Below are 20,990 nucleotides of genomic sequence, written 5' to 3'. Positions count from 1 at the left end.
GCGGTGTGGCAGTGGAATCGAGGCGTCCGGTTTGGGGCTGCTGCGCAACCCATCGGGGATAAATCCCCTCGCCACAGGTGTCCAGCCCAGGACGGGACAGTAGAAATAAAAAAGGGCAGTCCCGCCAGGGACTGCCCTTTCTATTTGCCTGCAGAAATTACAGATCGTCTTTATCGAACCGGCGTGCTTCACGCTGCAGCTGATAGACGAAGCGCTCGACATTGCGCGCCGCCTGGCCACTGATGTTGTGAAAGCGCAGGCCGGCGAAGGTGATGTTGAGCTTTTCTTCGAAGTGCAGATAACGCAGTTCGACCGAGATCGGTTGATTGCCAAACAGCGGGGTGGCGATCATGCGGTCGTAGACCTGGCCCAGTTGCAGGCGGTCGGTGATGTCGCCTTCAAAGCGCAGCTTGCAACCGGTGGCGGAAATATCCAGCAGTTTGCCGTTGATCGGCGCCTTGAGCTTTTCGCCGCCGAGTTCGACGCTGACCAGGTCAGTCAGCTTCAGGGCTGCACGAAAGGCGTTGCGGCGCTGGTGGTAAACCACTTCGGTCGGCAGTTCGCCGGTGTAGAAGCGATCGCCCTCGGACTCTTCAATGTTCAGCTTACCGGTGCATTCCCAGGCGATGCGCACGCCCTCGTGGAAGCCTTCGACCTTGAACGGTTCGCCCGCCTGCAGAAAGCGCTCGCCATCGCGCGGGATCATTTCGTCCAGGGCAATCGTTGCGGTTTCGCGGTCGACCTTGATCAAGTAGCTCTGAAAGCGCTGGCTGCGCTCGTGGAACGTGATGATCAGCGGATCGTGGCTTTCTTGCAGCTGGCGCAGGTTGCTGGAGATTTCCAGGGGCGTGGTCAGCACCTTTGGTGGCTGCGGACTATCATCCGCGCTTAGGGCGTTTGGCACGTTTTCTCAATCTCCAGACAAAATTTGACTACGACTAGCCAGCATTTTGCCAGCATGTTTCGCGGGTTGATAGTGCAGGCACATCGAATGGCTCACGCCTGGCTGAGCGTACGCGGCTTGGTGGGTTTGGCGAAAGTGCCCGAGGCGTCATACAACGCTGGCGGCTCGCCCCCGGTGAGGATTTTCAGCTGATTGGCCGTGGCAGCCTGCTGAATCTGGATCGACTGGCCGTTCTTGACGTTCGCCGCCTGGCACTGGGCAATCAGGTCGGTCAACACGTCGCTCTGGGCCAGCAACTGGTCGCCAATGCTCGAGTGGCTGGCCAGTTGCTCCAGGCCCTGACGGTCGAGCGGCAGGTTGAGGCTGGCGAGGATTTCGCTGCGCTTGCGGCCATGCTGTTCAAGCAAAATGATCAATGCCTGTTTGCGCGCCAGAATATCTTCGAGCAAAGGCATGTCGCGACCGTGCAAGGCGAGGGACTCGGTTTGCAGTAACTCCAGCAATTGTTGAGCTGGAGCAAAGTCGTCGGTGATCAGTTGCAATAAATTAGTGTCGTGCATGGCTGGCCTTGGGTTTTAAGCGTCCAAAAGCCTGGCGCCGGCAAAAGCCTAGCGCTGGGCTTCGAAGTTGAGCAGTTTGCTGGCTACACGGTTGCTGTCGACTTTATAGCTGCCATCGGCAATCGCTGCTTTCAACTCGGCCACCCGGGCTTTGTCGACGGCAGGCTGATCGCGCAGCTTGTCAGTGACCTTCTGCAACTGTTGAGCCTCATTGCTGAGGTGTACCGATTCCCCGCTTTTTGCGGTACTGGCCGTTTCGGCCTGGGTATTCAGCGGCGCGGAGGTGCCGGATTCGGCGGTTTCCTTGGCGTTGCTGGTACGTGTACTGCCCGTAAGTGACGAGGAGCTGTTCAAACGGCTGAAATCGATGACCATGTTAAAAACCTCTGGGAATTTGGACGCTTGCCATGTTCTCGGCCATTCCCTGGAAAACTTTAGGCTCACTTTGCAATGAGCTGCATGTGCCGAAGCGTGTTCTGCTGCGGCACAGTTTAGGGAAGCATCGAGGCCGGCGCCAGTTTTCTGCCTGAGCGTTTTACATGGCCACTTCCACCTGGCCCGGCGCGATGACCTGCGCCTTGATCACCCGGTTGGAATTGAGGTTTTTCACCCGGATCTGTTCTTTCAAACCGCCATTGGCCAGGGCTTCGCCGGGCATGCGCACGGCGAGCGTACCGCTGCGGGCGATGATGACCACCTGATCACCCTTGCGCACCACTTCAGCCTGTTCCAGATGCACCAGGGTAATCACCTGATCGGCGACCGTTGGTCGGGTCAATTTCTGCCCGATGGCTTCATCCACCGACGTCAGGAAACCCTGATTGATCTGGCTGATGTCGCGTTCACGCAAGGTCACATCCTGCGGCTCGATAATTCCGGCGCGTTTCAGCGGGCGGGTGGTGGTAACAATTTCGCGAAACAGGCGGACTTGAGCGGGCACGAACACCGTCCACGGCGAGCTTCCCTCGCACCGGACCTTGACCGTTACCCGGCCCAGCGGACGGGCCGGACTCTCCAGCGACGCTGTCAATTCCTTGTCGCACATAGGCATGCGCATACGCGGGTCGAGCTGGTTGACCTCGATTTCGTAGCGGCCTTCCGTTTGACTGGTAGCCAGATAGTCTTCTACGGTGAACTCAAGAAAGCCTTGGGTGACGCCGATAAGCATGTCAGGCAAGGTAACCGTATCAGCACCGGCAGGGCTGCCAGCGAAGAAGAAGCAGACGGCAGACACCGCGCACAGCGCTTTGCGGGTGCGGGAGGTCAGGCGTCGGAAAAATGTCGTTTGAGCGTTCATACGAGTTAAAAAGCAAGCGCCGTGCCGTTTAGCAATGAATGTGCGTCGCAACAACACTTGGCGTTGGTGTAGGAGTCTGGGCATGGCTGGTGTAATGGATTCGGTGAACCAGCGCACGCAACTGGTAGGGCAGAATCGCCTGGAGCTGTTGTTGTTCCGTCTCGACGGTCAGCAGCTCTACGGCATCAACGTGTTCAAGGTGCGGGAAGTGCTGCAATGCCCGTCGCTGACGTTGATGCCCAAGTCCAGTCCTGTCGTGTGCGGGGTGGCGAATATCCGGGGGGCGACCATTCCGATCCTTGATCTGGCAATGGCGACCGGTTCCGGGGCGTTGAAAGACAAGAACAGTCCGTTCGTGATCATCACGGAGTACAACACCAAGACCCAGGGTTTCCTGGTTCGCTCGGTGGAGCGCATCGTCAACATGAACTGGGAAGAGATCCATCCGCCGCCCAAGGGCACCGGGCGCGATCACTACCTGACCGCTGTGACTCGGGTCGACAATCAGTTAGTCGAAATCATCGATGTCGAGAAGGTGCTGGCGGAAGTGGCGCCGACGCCCGAGGCGATTTCGGTCGGTGTGGTCGATGTCGAAACCCAGAGCAAGGCGTTGTCGCTGCGGGTGCTGACGGTCGATGACTCGTCAGTGGCGCGCAAGCAGGTCACGCGTTGCCTGCAGACGGTCGGGGTCGAAGTGGTGGCGCTGAACGACGGCAAGCAGGCGCTGGATTACCTGCGCAAGCTGGTCGAAGAGGGCAAGAAGCCGGAAGAAGAGTTCCTGATGATGATTTCCGACATCGAGATGCCGGAGATGGACGGGTACACCCTGACGGCGGAGATCCGCAGCGACCCGCGCATGCAAAAGCTTCATATCATCCTGCATACTTCGTTGTCGGGGGTATTCAATCAGGCGATGGTCAAGAAAGTCGGCGCCGATGACTTCCTGGCCAAATTCCGTCCTGATGACCTGGCATCCCGGGTAGTCGACCGGATCAAAGCAGCAGATATCAGCTAGGGACCTTTTGTCCCTGGCGGTCAACACGATTTAAGAGGCGGCATCATTGTCTACGGGTAATTTGGATTTCGAACAGTTCCGGGTCTTCCTGGAAAAAGCCTGTGGCATTTTGCTCGGTGAAAACAAGCAGTACCTGGTCTCGAGCCGTCTCAACAAACTGATGGAGCAGCAAGGCATCAAGTCCCTGGGTGAGCTGGTACAGCGCATCCAGACCCAGCCGCGCAGCGGTTTGCGCGAGCAGGTGGTCGATGCCATGACGACCAACGAAACCCTGTGGTTTCGGGACACCTATCCGTTTGAAGTCTTGAAGAACAAGGTGCTGCCCGAGGCGATCAAGGCCAGTCCCAACCAGCGTCTGCGGATCTGGTCGGCGGCGTGCTCGTCGGGTCAGGAACCGTATTCGCTGTCGATGTCGATCGACGAGTTCGAGCGCAGCAACCTCGGTCAGTTGAAGATGGGCGTGCAGATTGTTGCCACGGACTTGTCCGGCAGCATGCTGACCAACTGCAAGACCGGCGAGTACGACAGCCTGGCGATCGGCCGCGGTTTGTCCGCCGATCGTCTGCAGCGCTACTTCGACCCGAAAGGGCCGGGGCGCTGGGTGATCAAGGCGCCGATCAAGAACCGGGTGGAATTCCGTTCGTTCAACCTGCTCGACAGCTACGCCAGTCTGGGCAAGTTCGACATCGTGTTCTGCCGCAACGTGCTGATCTACTTCTCCGCCGAGGTGAAGAAAGACATCCTGTTGCGCATTCACAGCACGCTGAAGCCGGGCGGGTATCTGTTCCTTGGCGCGTCCGAAGCGCTGAACGGTTTGCCGGATCATTACCAGATGGTCCAGTGCAGCCCGGGGATCATTTACCAGGCGAAGTGATTGCACGGGCAACACGAGAAACGGGAGTCCTTGGGGGCTCCCGTTTTTTTGTGCCTGAATTATCTCCCTCACGCACCACAAAATCCCCTGTGGGAGCGGGCTTGCTCGCGAAGGCGGTGTGCCAGGACAACAAATATTGACTGACACGACGCCTTCGCGAGCAAGCCCGCTCCCACAGTTGTCCGGTGTTGGCGAGAGCACGCAAGCGGCAGAAAAGCGGCAGCCAGCGGAAACCGGTTGCCGCTTTTCTGGCATTGCCGCTTTGCCGGCTCCTCGCAAAGCCCCGGTTTATGGGGGTTGTTCTGTTTGGCACGGCGCTTGCTAAAGCTCAGGTACGAAAAACCGGTCACCCGAAGGTTCCCGACATGAGCATCAGCTTCGATAAAGCGCTCGGCATTCACGAAAAGGCATTGGGCTTCCGCGCCCAGCGTGCCGAAGTGTTGGCCAACAACATCGCCAACGCCGATACCCCGAACTACAAGGCTCGGGATCTGGACTTCTCCAAGGTGCTTGAAGCACAGACCCAGAAGAACGCCAACGGCACCATCGCGCTGAACATGACCAACAGCCGTCACATCGAAGCTGAAGGCCTGGGCAATGGCGACGAGTCGCTGATGTATCGCACGCCGATGCAGCCTTCGATCGACCAGAACACCGTTGACGCTCAGCTTGAGCAGTCGAACTACGCGGAAAACGCGGTCGGCTTCCAGGCCAGCTTCACCCTGCTCAACAGCAAATTCAAAGGGCTGGTGTCAGCCCTGCGCGGAGAGTAATCCATGTCCCTGTCCAGCGTTTTCAACATTGCCGGCAGCGGCATGAGCGCACAAACCACGCGTCTGAACACCGTGGCTTCGAACATCGCCAACGCCGAAACCGTTTCGTCGAGCATCGACCAGACCTACCGCGCCCGTCACCCGGTGTTCGCCACCATGTTCCAGGGCGGCCAGAACACTGGCAGCAACTCGCTGTTCCAGAGCCAGGACGCCGCAGGGCAGGGCGTGCAAGTACTTGGCGTGGTCGAAGACCAGAGCAATCTCGAAGCGCGTTACGAGCCGAACCATCCGGCCGCTGACGCCAAAGGCTACGTCTACTACCCGAACGTGAACGTGGTGGAAGAAATGGCTGACATGATTTCCGCGAGCCGTTCGTTCCAGACCAACGCCGAAATGATGAACACCGCCAAAACCATGATGCAGAAGGTACTGACCCTCGGTCAGTAATAAGGGGCGACTGCCATGAGCGTTACCGATACCACCAGCAGCCTGAGCATGAATGACATCCTGGCGAACTCCTCGAAGAAAACGAGCAGTACGACCACCGGTGGCATTGCTTCGGCCACCAACAGCGCCACTGGCGGCAAAGCCCTGGGCAAGGATGCGTTCCTGCAACTGCTGGTCACCCAGCTGAAAAACCAGAACCCGCTTGATCCGCAGGACAACAGCGCCTTCGTAGCACAGTTGGCGCAGTTCAGCAGTCTTGAGGGCATCACCACCCTCAACAGCACCGTCAGTTCGCTGGCCGGCAACTACAGCTCCTCGCAAGCCCTGCAGGCGTCGTCGCTGGTTGGCCGCAACGTGATCGTGCAGACCAACACCGTTCAATTGGACGACCCGAGCAAAGGCATGACCGGTTCGGTCACCGTGCCGTCGTCGATTGCCGGTGGCACCGTCAGCATTACCGACAGCAGCGGCACGGTGGTTCGCACCATCGATCTGGGCAGTCGCGCCGCAGGCAGCGCAAGCTTCACCTGGGACGGCAAGGACAAGGATGGCAATCTGGTGAAGACCGGGACCTACACCGTCAAAGCCAACGCCTCGATCAATGGCACCGCGACCGATCTGGCGACCTACCTGCCAGCCACGGTCAACAGCGTGACCATCAGCCAGACCGGTGGCGAGCTGATGCTCAACCTGTCCGGCAAGGGCACCGTCGCCCTGTCCAAAGTACAAACCATTGGTATATAGAGCCGACTAACCGGCACAAAGGAGTGGAATATGTCTTTCAATATCGGCCTTAGCGGTCTCTATGCAGCCAACAAACAACTGGACGTGACCGGCAACAACATCGCCAACGTCGCGACCGCCGGTTTCAAATCGTCCCGTGCAGAATTCGAAGACGTCTATTCGGCCACTCGCCTGGGTAGCGGCAGCAAGGTCATCGGCAACGGCGTGCGCCTGGCCAACGTGTCCCAGCAGTTCACCCAGGGTGACATCAACAACACCGGTAACGTGCTGGACATGGGCATCAACGGTTCCGGCTTCTTCACCATGAGCAACAATGGCTCGATCACCTACACCCGTGCCGGTACGTTCAAGGTCGACAATGCCGGTTTCATCACCAACACCGACTACACCTCGCGTCTGCAGGGTTACGGTGTGGACGCCAACGGCAAGATCATCAACGGCGTGTTGACCGACCTGAAGATCGACACCTCGAACCTGGCGCCGAAGTCGACTTCGTTGGTGACTTCGAGCATCAACCTGAACTCGTCGGCACCCGTGATCGACGACACAGCGGCGGCAGGCAAGTTCGACCCGGCAAAACTCGAAACCTACACCAAGTCCTTCAGCACGCCTATCTATGACTCTCAGGGCAACTCGCACGTCATGGATCAGTACATGGTGAAAACCGGCCAAAACACCTGGAAAGTCTACACCCTGGTGGACGGGCGCAATCCAGATGCAACCGGCAGCGATCCAACCAAGACCGCCCCGACTGCTTCGACACTGACGTTCGACAGTTCGGGCAATCTCACTCAGGTCAGCACGCCTAACCCGGCAGATCCGACCAAGCCGATCATCAGCAGCGACCTGAAGCTGACCGGCTGGGTACCGGGTACCGTGACCAACGGCACCTTCACGCCAAACGGCGCGTCTGCCAACACCAATGGCGTGACCATATCCATGGCCAAGACCACTCAGTTCAACGCTGACACCGCCCGTTCGATCCCGACTCAGGATGGTTACGCCACTGGTCAGATCACCAACCTGACCATCGACGGCACAGGCACGTTGTTCGCCAACTTCAGCAACAACCAGAGCAAGGCCATCGGCCAGGTTGCGCTGGCCAGCTTCACCAACGAACAAGGCTTGCAGGCGGTCGGCGGTACCAGCTGGAAAGAGACTTTTGCCTCGGGTATCCCGGGTTACGATGCGCCGGAAACCGGTACGCTGGGTTCGATCGCGTCCAACTCGCTGGAAGAGTCCAACGTTAACCTGACCAACGAGCTGGTGGATCTGATCAAGGGCCAGAGCAACTATCAGGCGAACGCCAAGACCATTTCGACCCAGAGCACTATCATGCAGACCATCATTCAGATGACCTGATTGGGTTTACCCGCTTCATGAAAAAGCCGACGCCTTGAGCGTCGGTTTTTTTATGCTTGTGGTTAAACATATTCACGATCGTACCGTTTGTCTGAATTTATGGTGTGGAAGTTGCAGCCCTGCCCGGTAAGGGACCTTGGCGTCAAAACTTCGCACAACCTGCTTCATTGAGCCAGGACACTGTACGGCGATATGGAAATCAGGAAGCTCCTACCAGGTTTTTCAACGTAGTTTCCAACACAAAAACACAAGGACGATGTAATGGCGATAATCAACGGGACCGCTGGTGCCGATAATCTGATCGGTTCTGCGGGCGATGATCAGATACGCGGGTTGGCGGGAAATGATGTTTTGAATGGTGGCGATGGTAATGATCTGTTGATCGGCGGCGATGGCGCCGATCAACTGATTGGCGGCGCAGGTTTCGATATTGCCAGCTATGAAGACGTACCCAACAGCGTTGCGGTAACCCTGAACCTGAAGACGGGTGTGCATACCGGGTATGCAGCGGGCGATACGTTTGTCGGGATCGAGAGTTTCCGTGGTTCAAATTATGACGATACGTTCTTTGCCAGCGCTGCTGCCGACAATCTCGATGGCTACAACGGCAACGACCGGCTGAGCTACTCGCAGTCGGAGCAAGGCGTCAACATCACCATGACCGCTGCACGTTCGGGTACCGGTCTGGGCGGCGACGCTCAGGGCGATACGTTCTCCGATTTCGAAACCATCATCGGCTCGAACTACAACGACGTGTTCACGGCATCGCTGGGTACCACGGCTTTTTACGGCGGTGCCGGCAATGACGTGTACATCATCAACGGCTCGGCCAGCCAGAACGTGGTGGAAATGGCCGGTGGCGGTGATGACGAAGTCCGCACCACGCTGAACATCATCACCTTGGCCAATGAGGTCGAGCGTCTGACCTTTACCGGTTCCGGCACCTTCATCGGTCGTGGTAATGCCTCGGACAACGTCATTACCGGCGGTGCCGGCAACGACATCCTGATGGGGGGCGCAGGCGCCGACCAGCTGATTGGCGGCGCAGGTTTCGATATTGCCAGCTATGAAGACGTACCCAACAGCGTTGCGGTAACCCTGAACCTGAAGACGGGTGTGCATACCGGGTATGCAGCGGGCGATACGTTTGTCGGGATCGAGAGTTTCCGTGGTTCAAATTATGACGATACGTTCTTTGCCAGCGCTGCTGCCGACAATCTCGATGGCTACAACGGCAACGACCGGCTGAGCTACTCGCAGTCGGAGCAAGGCGTCAACATCACCATGACCGCTGCACGTTCGGGTACCGGTCTGGGCGGCGACGCTCAGGGCGATACGTTCTCCGATTTCGAAACCATCATCGGCTCGAACTACAACGACGTGTTCACGGCATCGCTGGGTACCACGGCTTTTTACGGCGGTGCTGGCAATGACGTGTACATCATCAACGGCTCGGCCAGCCAGAACGTGGTGGAAATGGCCGGTGGCGGTGATGACGAAGTCCGCACCACGCTGAACATCACCACCTTGGCCAATGAGGTCGAGCGTCTGACCTTTACCGGCGTCGGCAACTTCATCGGTCGTGGTAATGCTTCCGACAACATCATTACTGGCGGTGCCGGCAACGACATCCTGATGGGGGGCGCAGGCGCCGACCAGCTGATTGGCGGCGCAGGTTTCGATATTGCCAGCTATGAAGACGTACCCAACAGCGTTGCGGTAACCCTGAACCTGAAGACGGGTGTGCATACCGGGTATGCAGCGGGCGATACGTTTGTCGGGATCGAGAGTTTCCGTGGTTCAAATTATGACGATACGTTCTTTGCCAGCGCTGCTGCCGACAATCTCGATGGCTACAACGGCAACGACCGGCTGAGCTACTCGCAGTCGGAGCAAGGCGTCAACATCACCATGACCGCTGCACGTTCGGGTACCGGTCTGGGCGGCGACGCTCAGGGCGATACGTTCTCCGATTTCGAAACCATCATCGGCTCGAACTACAACGACGTGTTCACGGCATCGCTGGGTACCACGGCTTTTTACGGCGGTGCCGGCAATGACGTGTACATCATCAACGGTTCGGCCAGCCAGAACGTGGTGGAAATGGCCGGTGGCGGTGATGACGAAGTCCGCACCACGCTGAACACCATTACCCTGGCCAACGAAGTCGAGCGTCTGACCTTTACCGGTTCCGGCACCTTCATCGGTCGTGGTAATGCCTCGGACAACGTCATTACCGGCGGTGCCGGCAACGACATCCTGATGGGGGGCGCAGGCGCCGACCAGCTGATTGGCGGCGCAGGTTTCGATATTGCCAGCTATGAAGACGTACCCAACAGCGTTGCGGTAACCCTGAACCTGAAGACGGGTGTGCATACCGGGTATGCAGCGGGCGATACGTTTGTCGGGATCGAGAGTTTCCGTGGTTCAAATTATGACGATACGTTCTTTGCCAGCGCTGCTGCCGACAATCTCGATGGCTACAACGGCAACGACCGGCTGAGCTACTCGCAGTCGGAGCAAGGCGTCAACATCACCATGACCGCTGCACGTTCGGGTACCGGTCTGGGCGGCGACGCTCAGGGCGATACGTTCTCCGATTTCGAAACCATCATCGGCTCGAACTACAACGACGTGTTCACGGCATCGCTGGGTACCACGGCTTTTTACGGCGGTGCTGGCAATGACGTGTACATCATCAACGGCTCGGCCAGCCAGAACGTGGTGGAAATGGCCGGTGGCGGTGATGACGAAGTCCGCACCACGCTGAACATCACCACCTTGGCCAATGAGGTCGAGCGTCTGACCTTTACCGGCGTCGGCAACTTCATCGGTCGTGGTAATGCTTCCGACAACATCATTACTGGCGGTGCCGGAAATGACACGTTGTTCGGTGGTGCAGGGGCGGACCAACTCAATGGCGGAGATGGTTTTGATACGGTCAGTTATGCCGATGCCGACAAGGGCGTGAGCCTCAACACTAAAACCGGGATACATACCGGAATTGCTGCTGGCGATGTTTACACCAGTATTGAAGCAATCAGTGGTTCGAATTTCAGTGATGCTTTTGTCGGGGATGCGGGTATAAACCGCTTCGACGGTGGTAGCGGCATGGATATGGTGAGCTTTGCTGACGAAACTGCAGGTATCACCCTTGATTTGGGGGCGCCTGTTTTGACGGGGGCGGCCGCTGGCGATATTTACACCTCGATCGAGATATACCAAGGCACTGCGCAAGCCGACAGCTTTACCGGAAGTGCGGCAGCTGCGGAGAATTTCGTAGGTGGCGCTGGCGCCGATCTACTGACGGGTGTGGGTCGAGGTGATGGCGCCTGGTACTTGACCAGTACTGGCAGCGTTCAGATAAATTTGCTGGATGGCACTGCCGCAGGTGGCGACGCTCAAGGTGACGTACTGATCAACATCGATAATCTGATGGGGTCGTCATTCAATGACACGCTGACAGGCAATGCCTATTCGAACAAGCTTGAGGGTGGAGCGGGTAACGATGTCATCTATGGTGGCGAAGGCGATGACTTTATCTATGGCGGCACTGCCACTGATATCGGTGCATTTGGACTGCTCGCTATCAGCGGCGTCCAGGCCGATACGCTTTACGGTGGCAATGGTAACGACACTATGCGCAGTGCCGATGAAGATACTGGCAGCATTCTCTATGGCGAGGCTGGCAACGACAACATAACCGTGTCGGCAGGGATTGCTTATGGTGGCGACGGCAACGATACCTTGACGGGTACCGGTTACGGCTACGAACTCCAGGGTGGTGCAGGCGTTGATACGTTGAACCTGCGCGGCTCTGGAGATGCCTTGGGTGGAGAGGGCGGTGACACCTATGTCGTGTTCTCGAAAACCATGGTCGGCATCCAGGACACAGGCACTTCGGGGGTTGATACCGTCACCCTCAAGAATATTCAAAGTGTCAGTGATGTGCGGATTGTTCAGAACGACCTTGGCGCCTACATCTTCAATGCCGCCGATCTGCAAAGCGGCAACCTGGACTCCGGCGTATTCCTGAAAGACTGGTACAAGGGGGGGAACACCATTGAAACCTTTTTCACCAACAACGGTGAGTCCTTCACCATTCCTGTCGTAGGGCAAGCGATGATGGAGTCTTTCGCAGTCTGACAAAGGCGTTGCACACATAAAAAACGGCGAAGCCTGTATTCAGGTCTCGCTGTTTTTTTGCCGTTTTTTTAGGTTGCCAAAAGAAAACCCCCGACAAACCAGAAGTCTGTCGGGGGTTTTCTTTTGCCTGGAAGCATCAGGCGTCTCGCGACGCCTGACCCGGCTCAGCTTATTGGCAAGCTTCGCAATCCGGCTCGTCGATCGCGCAAGCCTTTGGCACTGGCGCTGGGCCGGCCGGAGCTGCCAGAACCGAATCGTCGCCGTGGTTGCCGCCGCTGGAAACAGCGTTCAGCTTGCCGGTGTTGATGGTCGACTTCTCGGTGCTGGTCGCGGCCAGGGCACGGAGGTAGTAAGTGGTTTTCAGGCCACGGTACCAGGCCATGCGGTAGGTCACGTCGAGTTTCTTGCCCGAGGCGCCGGCGATGTACAGGTTCAGCGACTGGGCCTGGTCGATCCACTTCTGACGACGGCTGGCGGCGTCAACGATCCACTTGGTATCCACTTCGAACGCGGTCGCGTAGAGCTCTTTGAGTTCTTGCGGGATGCGCTCGATCTGCTGAACCGAACCGTCGTAGTACTTCAGGTCGTTGATCATGACCGAGTCCCACAGACCGCGAGCCTTGAGGTCGCGAACCAGGTACGGGTTGATCACGGTGAATTCGCCCGACAGGTTCGATTTCACATACAGGTTCTGGTAGGTCGGTTCGATCGACTGCGATACGCCGGTGATGTTGGCGATGGTCGCGGTCGGTGCGATGGCCATGATGTTGGAGTTACGAATGCCTTTCTGTACACGGGCGCGAACCGGTGCCCAGTCCAGGGTTTCGTTCAGGTCAACGTCGATGTACTTCTGGCCGCGTTGCTCGATCAGGATCTGTTGCGAATCCAGCGGCAGGATGCCTTTGGACCACAGCGAACCGTTGAAGGTCTCGTACGCGCCACGCTCATCGGCCAGGTCGCAGGACGCCTGGATCGCGTAGTAGCTGACCGCTTCCATCGACTTGTCGGCGAACTCGACGGCAGCGTCGGAACCGTAAGGGATGTGCTGCAGGTACAGCGCGTCCTGGAAGCCCATGATGCCCAGACCGACCGGACGGTGGCGGAAGTTGGAGTTCTTCGCTTGCGGCACCGAGTAGTAGTTGATGTCGATCACGTTGTCGAGCATGCGCACGGCGGTGTTCACGGTGCGTTGCAGCTTGGCGGTGTCCAACTTGCCGTCGACGATGTGGTTCGGCAGGTTGATCGAGCCCAGGTTGCAAACGGCGATCTCGTCCTTGTTGGTGTTCAAGGTGATCTCGGTGCACAGGTTCGAGCTGTGAACCACGCCGACGTGCTGCTGCGGGCTACGCAGGTTGCACGGGTCTTTGAAAGTCAGCCATGGGTGGCCGGTTTCGAACAGCATGGAGAGCATTTTGCGCCACAGGTCTTTGGCCTGGATGGTCTTGAACAGCTTGACCTTGCCCGGGTACTCGGTCAGGGCTTCGTAGTACTCGTAGCGCTCTTCGAAGGCTTTGCCGGTCAGGTCGTGCAGGTCCGGCACTTCGGAAGGCGAGAACAGGGTCCACTTGCCGTCATCGAAGACACGCTTCATGAACAGGTCAGGGATCCAGTTGGCGGTGTTCATGTCGTGGGTACGACGACGATCATCACCGGTGTTCTTGCGCAGTTCGATGAACTCTTCGATGTCCATGTGCCAGGTTTCCAGGTAGGCACACACAGCGCCTTTGCGCTTGCCACCCTGGTTAACGGCTACAGCGGTGTCGTTCACCACTTTCAGGAACGGAACCACGCCTTGCGACTTGCCGTTGGTGCCTTTGATGTACGAACCCAGGGCGCGCACAGGGGTCCAGTCGTTGCCCAGGCCGCCAGCGAATTTGGACAACATGGCGTTGTCGTGGATCGCGTGGTAGATGCCCGACAGGTCGTCCGGAACGGTGGTCAGGTAGCAGCTCGACAGCTGTGGACGCAGGGTGCCGGCGTTGAACAGGGTCGGAGTCGAAGCCATGTAGTCGAACGAGGACAGCAGGTTGTAGAACTCGATCGCACGGTCTTCTTTCTGCTTCTCTTCGATCGCCAGGCCCATGGCCACGCGCATGAAGAAGATCTGCGGCAGTTCGAAACGCACGCCATCCTTGTGGATGAAGTAACGGTCGTACAGGGTCTGCAGGCCCAGGTAGGTGAATTGCTGATCGCGCTCGTGGTTGATCGCCTTGCCCAGTTTTTCCAGGTCGAAGGTGGCCAGCACAGGGTTCAGCAGTTCGAACTCGATACCTTTGGCGATGTAAGCCGGCAGTGCCTTGGCGTACAGGTCGGCCATTTCGTGGTGAGTGGCGCTTTCGGCCACTTCGAGGAAGCCCAGGCCTTCGGCACGCAGGGTGTCCATCAGCAGGCGGGCGGTGACGAACGAGTAGTTCGGCTCACGTTCAACCAGGGTACGCGCGGTCATCACCAGTGCGGTGTTGACGTCGTTCAGGGCCACGCCGTCGTACAGGTTTTTCAGGGTTTCGCGCTGGATCAGGTCGCCATCGACTTCAGCCAGGCCTTCGCAGGCTTCGGTGACGATGGTGTTCAGGCGGCCCATGTCCAGCGGCGCGAGGCTGCCGTCAGCGCGGGTGATGCGGATCGACGGGTGCGCGTCGACCGCAGCTTCGACCGGCGCGTGGGCAGCGCGTTCTTTCGAACGGCCGTCACGGTAGATCACGTAGTCACGAGCGACTTTCTGCTCGCCGGCACGCATCAGGGCCAGTTCGACCTGGTCCTGGATTTCTTCGATGTGGATGGTGCCGCCCGACGGCATGCGACGCTTGAAGGTCGCGGTGACCTGTTCGGTCAGGCGCGCAACGGTGTCGTGGATTCGCGACGAAGCGGCAGCGGTGCCGCCCTCAACTGCGAGAAACGCTTTGGTGATAGCGACGGTGATCTTGTCATCGGTGTAAGGAACGACAGTGCCATTGCGCTTGATCACGCGCAGTTGACCAGGCGCGGTGGCGGCCAGATCCGAATTCGAATCGGCGGCCTGCGGCAAGGTGCCCTGCGGGTTCTCGCGAGTTGTGTCGGTTTGCATGGGGGGTGATCTCCACATTCTCTATGTTTGTTTGGGCACCATCATGGTGCTCACCGTTCTGGTCCGAAGCACTACAACCGACGGGCGTCGGGCATAACAACTTCGGACCAGTAGGAAAAAGGCTAATGACGCCGCATCCTTGCCGAAGTTTTTGGCTGCGAGCCAGGGCTCGAGCCGGATTCCTTCCCGGATGACAGTAATGACTGCAACACCCGTACCGTTCCGGTCGTTTCCGACCTGAAAAACGGCGCCATCCGCAAGTGCGGTTTGGGCTTTGAAAAACTTGCTTGGTTCAACCGGAAACTGGCAATAAAGCGCTTGAGTTTCAGGTCCGAAATGTGGTTGGTCGTCTGAGCGTAAAACCCTATATGTAGGGTCTCTCCTCGCGCCGTGCTACAAGATAATGCGTTTCGAGAGGGCTTGCAACGTACTAGCTGTGGATAAACCTGTGCGTAAATTGTGTAAGAAACCAGGAATTCCCGTGTAGGCCGCGAACCTGCTGAGCTAGACCGTTTGTCACTGCTTTTCACTTGGGAAAAACGCTTCAGCGGATTTTTAAGGGCGCGAACCCTATCACAAAAAACCGCCTTGTCCGAACGCATTTGCCGACTTGTGTTCTGGTTGTACGCCGTTTATACAATCGGGCAGTGTTTACCCATTCTTATCCTCCCGAAAGATGACAAAAAGACGGGAGGATCTACAACTGTGGGAGCGAGCCTGCTCGCGAAAGCGTTGGATCAGCCAACATTGATGCTGAACCTACCGACGCATTCGCGAGCAGGCTCGCTCCCACATGGATTGTGCTGCGTCGCACGGTTCTTCCTTTATTAATAAAAACAGCAAGCAGAGGTCACCGGTGGAGCAAGAAGCCTGGCAGGTATTGATAGTCGAGGATGACCAGCGTCTGGCCGAACTCACCCGCGAATACCTGCAAGCCAATGGATTGCGCGTGGAGATCGAAGGCAACGGCGCGCTGGCGGCGGCGCGGATCATCAAGGAGCAGCCGGATCTGGTGATCCTCGACCTGATGCTGCCTGGCGAAGACGGCCTGAGCATTTGCCGCAAGGTGCGCGACCGTTACGACGGTCCGATCCTGATGCTCACCGCGCGCACCGACGATGCTGACCAGATTCAGGGTCTTGACCTCGGCGCTGACGATTACGTGTGCAAACCGGTGCGTCCACGGCTGTTGCTGGCGCGGATTCAGGCCTTGCTGCGACGCAGCGACACAGCCGAGCCAATCGTGGAAAAAAGCCGTCGCCTGCAATTCGGCCCGCTGGTGGTGGACAACGCCTTGCGCGAAGCCTGGCTCAGCGACAGCGGCATCGAACTGACCAGCGCCGAATTCGACCTGCTCTGGCTGCTGGTGTCGAATGCCGGGCGGATCCTCTCTCGCGAAGAAATCTTCACTGCGTTGCGCGGCATCGGTTACGACGGCCAGGATCGTTCGATCGATGTGCGCATCTCGCGCATTCGCCCGAAAATCGGTGATGACCCCGACCATCCGCGGCTGATCAAGACCATCCGCAGCAAAGGCTATCTGTTCGTCCCTGAAGCCTGTGTGGATCTGGCGCTGTGAATTCGATCTTCCTGCGCATCTATGGCGGCATGTGCGCGGCGCTGATTCTGGTGGCGGTGCTCGGTGTGCTGGCACTGCACCTGCTCAATCAGGTGCGCAGCGAGCAATACCGCGAGCGCCTGGCCCACGGCACGTTCTCGCTGATGGCCGACAACCTGCAACCGATGAACGAAACCGAGCGCCATCGGGCGTTGTTGGTCTGGGAGCGTCTGCTGGGGATTCCGCTGGCGCTGAAGAAGTTTTCCGAGACCGATCTGGATCTCTCTCAGCGCGCCCGGGTGCAGCGCGGTCAGGCCTTGGTGGAGCAGACCGGCCCGCATGCGGCGCGGGTCTATCGACTGGTCAGTGATAAAGAACAATTGGTGCTCACCGGCGACGTGCAGCAGATCAGCGAGCAATTGGCCCGCGCGACTATTTATCTGTTGGCCGATGAACTGGTACGGGTGCCGGTCGGCGAACAGCCCAAACGACTGGCGCAGTTAAAGGAAGAGAAAGGCTTCGGTTTTGATCTGCGGCTGGTCACGGTCAACGAGGCCGACATGGACGAAGACCAGAGCCGTCGCGTGTCCGAGGGCGATACGGTGATGGCGCTTGGCAAGGGCGGGGATTCGATCCGGGTGTTTGCCGGCATGGTCGGCACGCCGTGGGTGCTGGAGATCGGCCCGCTGTATCAGATGAATCCATATCCGCCGCAATGGCTGGTGTTGATCGCTGCCTTGGGCCTGAGCCTGATCGGTCTGATCGTTTATCTGTTGGTGCGTCAGCTCGAGCGGCGTCTGCGCGGTCTCGAAGCCGCAGCCACACGCATCGCCAAAGGCAGCCTGGAAACCCGCGTGCCGGCCCGCGGAGCTGACTCGGTCGGGCGGCTGGCGGCGGCGTTCAACGGCATGGCCGAGCATCTGCAGCAGTTGCTGGCGATCCAGCGCGAGCTGGTGCGCGCGGTGTCCCACGAACTACGCACGCCAGTGGCGCGCCTGCGTTTCGGGCTGGAGATGATCGGCTCGGCCACCACCCCGCAGGCGCTGGAGAAGTACCGCGAGGGCATGGATCACGACATCGAGGATCTCGATAAGCTGGTCGACGAAATGCTCACTTACGCGCGGCTGGAGCAGGGTTCACCGGCACTGACCTTTCAGCGCATTGACCTCGATGCGCTGGTCAATCAGGTGATCGCAGAACTGGCGCCGTTGCGTGCTGAGGTCACGGTGCAGCGCGGGTTGTGCCTGTCAGCGGCGGACAACGATGGCGCCTGGGTCGAAGCCGAGCCGCGCTTCCTGCATCGGGCGTTGCAGAATCTGGTGAGCAACGCGATGCGCCATGCACGCTCTAACGTCACGGTGAGTTATCAGGTCGGGCAGTTGCGCTGCCGGGTCGATGTCGAGGATGACGGGCCGGGTGTGCCGGAGTCGGCGTGGGAACGGATCTTCACGCCGTTCCTGCGTCTGGATGACAGCCGCACCCGGGCCTCTGGTGGGCACGGGCTGGGGCTGTCGATTGTGCGGCGGATCATTCACTGGCATGACGGTCGGGCGCTGATCAACAAGAGCAAAAGTCTGGGTGGGGCTTGTTTCAGTCTGAGTTGGCCGAGGAATCAGGAGCGCCGTTGAGTTTTGTGTCAGCAGAAATGACGCCTTCGCGAGCAAGCCCGCTCCCACAGGGGAATGTATTTCAAGGGTGGGAGCGGGCTTGCTCGCGAAGGCGGTGCAACAGTCGCCGAAAAATCCTCAGGCAGGAATGCTGACCAGACTCAACAACTGCCCATCCTGCACACCAAATTGCGCCTCCAGCTCGGTGCCATGACGCCATTCGCCAGACAAGTCAGTCAGCAAACGCAACCGGACCTGACCCTGCTCCGTCCACTCCAGCACCTCGGCGTGCTCGAAGTAGAAACGCTTCTGCACAATCGGGTACAGCGCCTTGAACAGACTCTCTTTCACCGAAAACGTCAGGGTCACCAGTAACGCCAGTTGTTCCCGCGCACCGGCGGCCATGCGCTGCAGCTCCGGCGGCGTCAGAATCTCTCCGGCCAGGCGTTCGGCGCGCTCGGTCTCGAGCAGGTTTTCCAGATCCATGCCCAAGCCGCGCCAGTGCCGCTTGTTGGCGACAATCGCCGCCGCGTGTCCGGTGCTGTGAGTGATCGAGCCGCAGATATGCGCCGGCCACACCGGTGCGCGGTCTTCGCCAATCGCCGGAATCACGCTTGAGCCTTCCAGTTGCTGCAGCGCGGCCCGGGCGCAGATTCGTCCGGCAAGAAACTCGGCCTGCCGTTTGGCCACCGAGCGCTGAATGCTCGGCGGCGGCTCGATGGCGCTGCGCTGGAAGTCATCGCCGAGCAGTTGCTTCGGGTCGAAACGGGTACTGAGCAGCACGGTCTCGGGCAACACGTTGGGCAACGGCCAGTGGGCGTCGAGTGGGGTGCAGCAGGCGGGGAGGGGCGGGCTGGAATTCATGGCGGGCATTTTGCCGATTCGCAAGGGCAAGGTCGAGATCGGCGGTGCGGCTTTCGCGAGCAGGCTCGCTCCCACATTTGGAACGCATTCCCATGTGGGAGCGAGTCTGCTCGCGAAGGCCGCGCTGCAATCTATCTGATCAGGCAAAGATTTTCTGGAAGAACGCCTTCATGTCCGCCCAGGATTTTTCATCGGCCGCCTTGTTGTAGCCGATATCCGGGCCGCCGTGATCGCCGTGGCTCAAGCGATCGGCATCCGGATTGGTGAAGCCATGTTTGGCGCCGTCGAGGCTGACGAACTTATAGTCGGCGCCGGCCTTGTCCATTTCAGATTTGAACGCGGTGACGTTGTCCGCGGTGACCATGCTGTCCAGCGCGCCATGCTCGACCAGAACTTTCGCCTTCACACTGCCGGGCGTCGCCGGGGTGGTGGTTGCCAGCGCACCGTGGAAACTCACTACGCCTGCCAGCGGCTCGCCCTGACGCGCGGCGTTGAGCACCACGCCACCGCCGAAGCAGTAACCGATGGCGGCGATTTTATTGACGTCGGTCTGCGGCTGCTTTTTCAGCAGGTTCAACCCGGCCTCGAAACGTTTGCTGGAGGCCGCAGCATCCTGGGTCGCGGCCTGCATGAACGCCATCGCATCTTTCGGGTGCTCAGTGTTCTTGCCTTCGCCATACATGTCGATCGCCAGCGCGCTGTAGCCCAGTTCGGCGAGGTCGCGGGCGCGACGTTTGGCGTAATCGTTAAGGCCCCACCATTCATGCACCACGACGACTCCCGGGCGTTTGCCCTTGATCGCGTCGTCATAGGCGTAGTAGCCGATCAGCTTGGTGCCGTCGGCACTCTGGTAGGGAATCTCCTGAGTCTTGATCGCGGCGTTGGCCAGATTGCTGGCGGCGAGCAAGACGAGGGCGAGGAACAGGCGCATGGTCGGTCTCCTTATCGAAAGTGGTCAGGACAGCCTAGTCGATTTGATTCAGCGCAGGTTCAGAGAGTGTTCAGGGCAGGTACAGGGGCGGGTCAGTAACCTTGCGCCATACCCAAACAGCACTGTGAAAGAGGAAACGCGATGAATCGTCTAAACAAACTGCTGCTGGCTTTTACCTTGTTGGGCTCCAGCCTTGCGGCACATGCCGATGACACCAGCAACTTCGCCGGCCTGACCTTTGGCCAGACCAGTGACAAGGTTAAAAAATCCCACGCGCTGAACGACAACCTTGGCCATCCGGACGCCAGCGGCGCAATCGACGGCAACAACACTTACGGCGTGCGCCTCGGTCAGCAAAACTCGCAAGGTCGTTACTACGCGACCTACGACAACGTGTCCGGTTCGCACAATGGCATTAAACTGCGCCAGGAAAACCTGCTGGGCAGCTACGATCTGTTCTATCCAGTGGGCGGCAGCACCAAATTGTTCGGTGGCGCCACGGCCGGTTTGACCAAGCTGACTCAGGATTCGCCAGGCTACAGCCGCGACAGTGACATCGGTTACGCCGTCGGTGGCCAGTTCGGTGTGCTGCAACAAGTGGCGCAGAATGTGTCGGTCGAACTCGGTTACCGTTACCTGATGAGCAACGCCAGCACTGAAATGAAAGAAAGCGGTGGCAGCAAGCAAGGCTCGCTGGACTTGACCAGCAGCGCCCAGACTTACCTGTCGGCGAACTACGCTTTCTAAAGCGCGGTTCGTTCTAGACCCTGTGGGAGCGAGCTTGCTCGCGAAAGCGGTCTGTCAGTCGACAACAATGTTGGCTGATACATCGCCTTCGCGAGCA

At 58.7% G+C, this 20,990-nt stretch carries 17 protein-coding genes; 10 read left to right on the top strand and 7 right to left on the bottom strand.

The features are described from left to right. Nucleotides 1-157: 157 nt before the first annotated feature. The 4 genes from ACOYXG_RS19735 to flgA form a co-directional block, all read right to left on the bottom strand. Entirely contained in the window at nt 158-904 is a 747-nt protein-coding gene (locus ACOYXG_RS19735) for a flagellar brake protein (RefSeq protein WP_027612274.1), read from the bottom strand. Between the two features lie 92 nt (nt 905-996). After that, nucleotides 997-1,464 (bottom strand): flagella synthesis protein FlgN, encoded by a 468-nt coding sequence (locus tag ACOYXG_RS19730; protein ID WP_007963060.1) that lies wholly within the window; start codon nt 1,462-1,464, stop codon nt 997-999. 48 nt (nt 1,465-1,512) lie between these two features. Then, entirely contained in the window at nt 1,513-1,839 is a 327-nt protein-coding gene (gene flgM / locus ACOYXG_RS19725) for a flagellar biosynthesis anti-sigma factor FlgM (RefSeq protein WP_007917589.1), read from the bottom strand. A gap of 160 nt (nt 1,840-1,999) precedes the next feature. Then, the gene (gene flgA / locus ACOYXG_RS19720; protein WP_027612276.1) at nt 2,000-2,761 is read right to left on the bottom strand and encodes a flagellar basal body P-ring formation chaperone FlgA; all 762 of its coding nucleotides are present in this window, start codon (nt 2,759-2,761) and stop codon (nt 2,000-2,002) included. Nucleotides 2,762-2,843: 82 nt separating this feature from the next. On the opposite strand from flgA, the gene ACOYXG_RS19715 reads away from it, so the two are divergent. The 7 genes from ACOYXG_RS19715 (at nt 2,844) to ACOYXG_RS19685 (ending at nt 12,122) form a co-directional block, all read left to right on the top strand. Next, a complete protein-coding gene (locus ACOYXG_RS19715) occupies nt 2,844-3,776 on the top strand; it encodes a chemotaxis protein CheV (RefSeq protein WP_103368760.1) in 933 nt (310 codons plus the stop codon). Between the two features lie 46 nt (nt 3,777-3,822). Next, nucleotides 3,823-4,650 (top strand): protein-glutamate O-methyltransferase CheR, encoded by an 828-nt coding sequence (cheR, locus tag ACOYXG_RS19710; protein WP_007963053.1) that lies wholly within the window; start codon nt 3,823-3,825, stop codon nt 4,648-4,650. Between the two features lie 365 nt (nt 4,651-5,015). Beyond that, nucleotides 5,016-5,423: a flagellar basal body rod protein FlgB gene (flgB, locus tag ACOYXG_RS19705; RefSeq protein ID WP_007917581.1), complete on the top strand. Its 408-nt coding sequence runs from the start codon at nt 5,016-5,018 to the stop codon at nt 5,421-5,423. Between the two features lie 3 nt (nt 5,424-5,426). Then, nucleotides 5,427-5,870: a flagellar basal body rod protein FlgC gene (flgC, locus tag ACOYXG_RS19700; protein WP_007963049.1), complete on the top strand. Its 444-nt coding sequence runs from the start codon at nt 5,427-5,429 to the stop codon at nt 5,868-5,870. A gap of 15 nt (nt 5,871-5,885) precedes the next feature. After that, nucleotides 5,886-6,614 (top strand): flagellar hook assembly protein FlgD, encoded by a 729-nt coding sequence (gene flgD / locus ACOYXG_RS19695; protein WP_096796810.1) that lies wholly within the window; start codon nt 5,886-5,888, stop codon nt 6,612-6,614. 30 nt (nt 6,615-6,644) lie between these two features. After that, complete coding sequence (gene flgE / locus ACOYXG_RS19690; protein ID WP_097085783.1) at nt 6,645-7,976, top strand: flagellar hook protein FlgE; 1,332 nt, start codon at nt 6,645-6,647, stop codon at nt 7,974-7,976. A gap of 261 nt (nt 7,977-8,237) precedes the next feature. Beyond that, a complete protein-coding gene (locus ACOYXG_RS19685; protein WP_460353511.1) occupies nt 8,238-12,122 on the top strand; it encodes a beta strand repeat-containing protein in 3,885 nt (1,294 codons plus the stop codon). A gap of 169 nt (nt 12,123-12,291) precedes the next feature. On the opposite strand, the gene ACOYXG_RS19680 is transcribed toward ACOYXG_RS19685, so the two are convergent. Continuing rightward, on the bottom strand, nt 12,292-15,186 hold the full coding sequence (locus tag ACOYXG_RS19680) for a ribonucleoside-diphosphate reductase subunit alpha (protein ID WP_096796807.1): 2,895 nt from the start codon (nt 15,184-15,186) through the stop codon (nt 12,292-12,294). 856 nt (nt 15,187-16,042) lie between these two features. Here ACOYXG_RS19680 and ACOYXG_RS19675 point away from each other — a divergent pair. Continuing rightward, nucleotides 16,043-16,765, top strand: a complete 723-nt coding sequence (locus tag ACOYXG_RS19675; protein ID WP_027612283.1) for a response regulator — start codon at nt 16,043-16,045, stop codon at nt 16,763-16,765. Beyond that, nucleotides 16,762-18,372 (top strand): ATP-binding protein, encoded by a 1,611-nt coding sequence (locus tag ACOYXG_RS19670; RefSeq protein ID WP_460353507.1) that lies wholly within the window; start codon nt 16,762-16,764, stop codon nt 18,370-18,372. Before ACOYXG_RS19675 ends, ACOYXG_RS19670 begins: the two co-directional genes overlap by 4 nt. A 117-nt stretch (nt 18,373-18,489) precedes the next feature. On the opposite strand, the gene ACOYXG_RS19665 is transcribed toward ACOYXG_RS19670, so the two are convergent. Next, on the bottom strand, nt 18,490-19,215 hold the full coding sequence (locus ACOYXG_RS19665) for a 4'-phosphopantetheinyl transferase family protein (RefSeq protein ID WP_460353504.1): 726 nt from the start codon (nt 19,213-19,215) through the stop codon (nt 18,490-18,492). A gap of 139 nt (nt 19,216-19,354) precedes the next feature. Further along, entirely contained in the window at nt 19,355-20,146 is a 792-nt protein-coding gene (locus tag ACOYXG_RS19660) for a dienelactone hydrolase family protein (RefSeq protein ID WP_460353501.1), read from the bottom strand. Between the two features lie 141 nt (nt 20,147-20,287). Here ACOYXG_RS19660 and ACOYXG_RS19655 point away from each other — a divergent pair, with 141 nt between their 5' ends. After that, nucleotides 20,288-20,893, top strand: coding sequence for a membrane protein (locus ACOYXG_RS19655; protein ID WP_027612287.1), 606 nt, complete (start codon nt 20,288-20,290; stop codon nt 20,891-20,893). The last annotated feature ends 97 nt before the right edge of the window (nt 20,894-20,990 follow it).

It is taken from the genome of Pseudomonas sp. G3-39, assembly GCF_054790485.1.
This window is presented reverse-complemented; position numbering and strand designations above follow the sequence as displayed.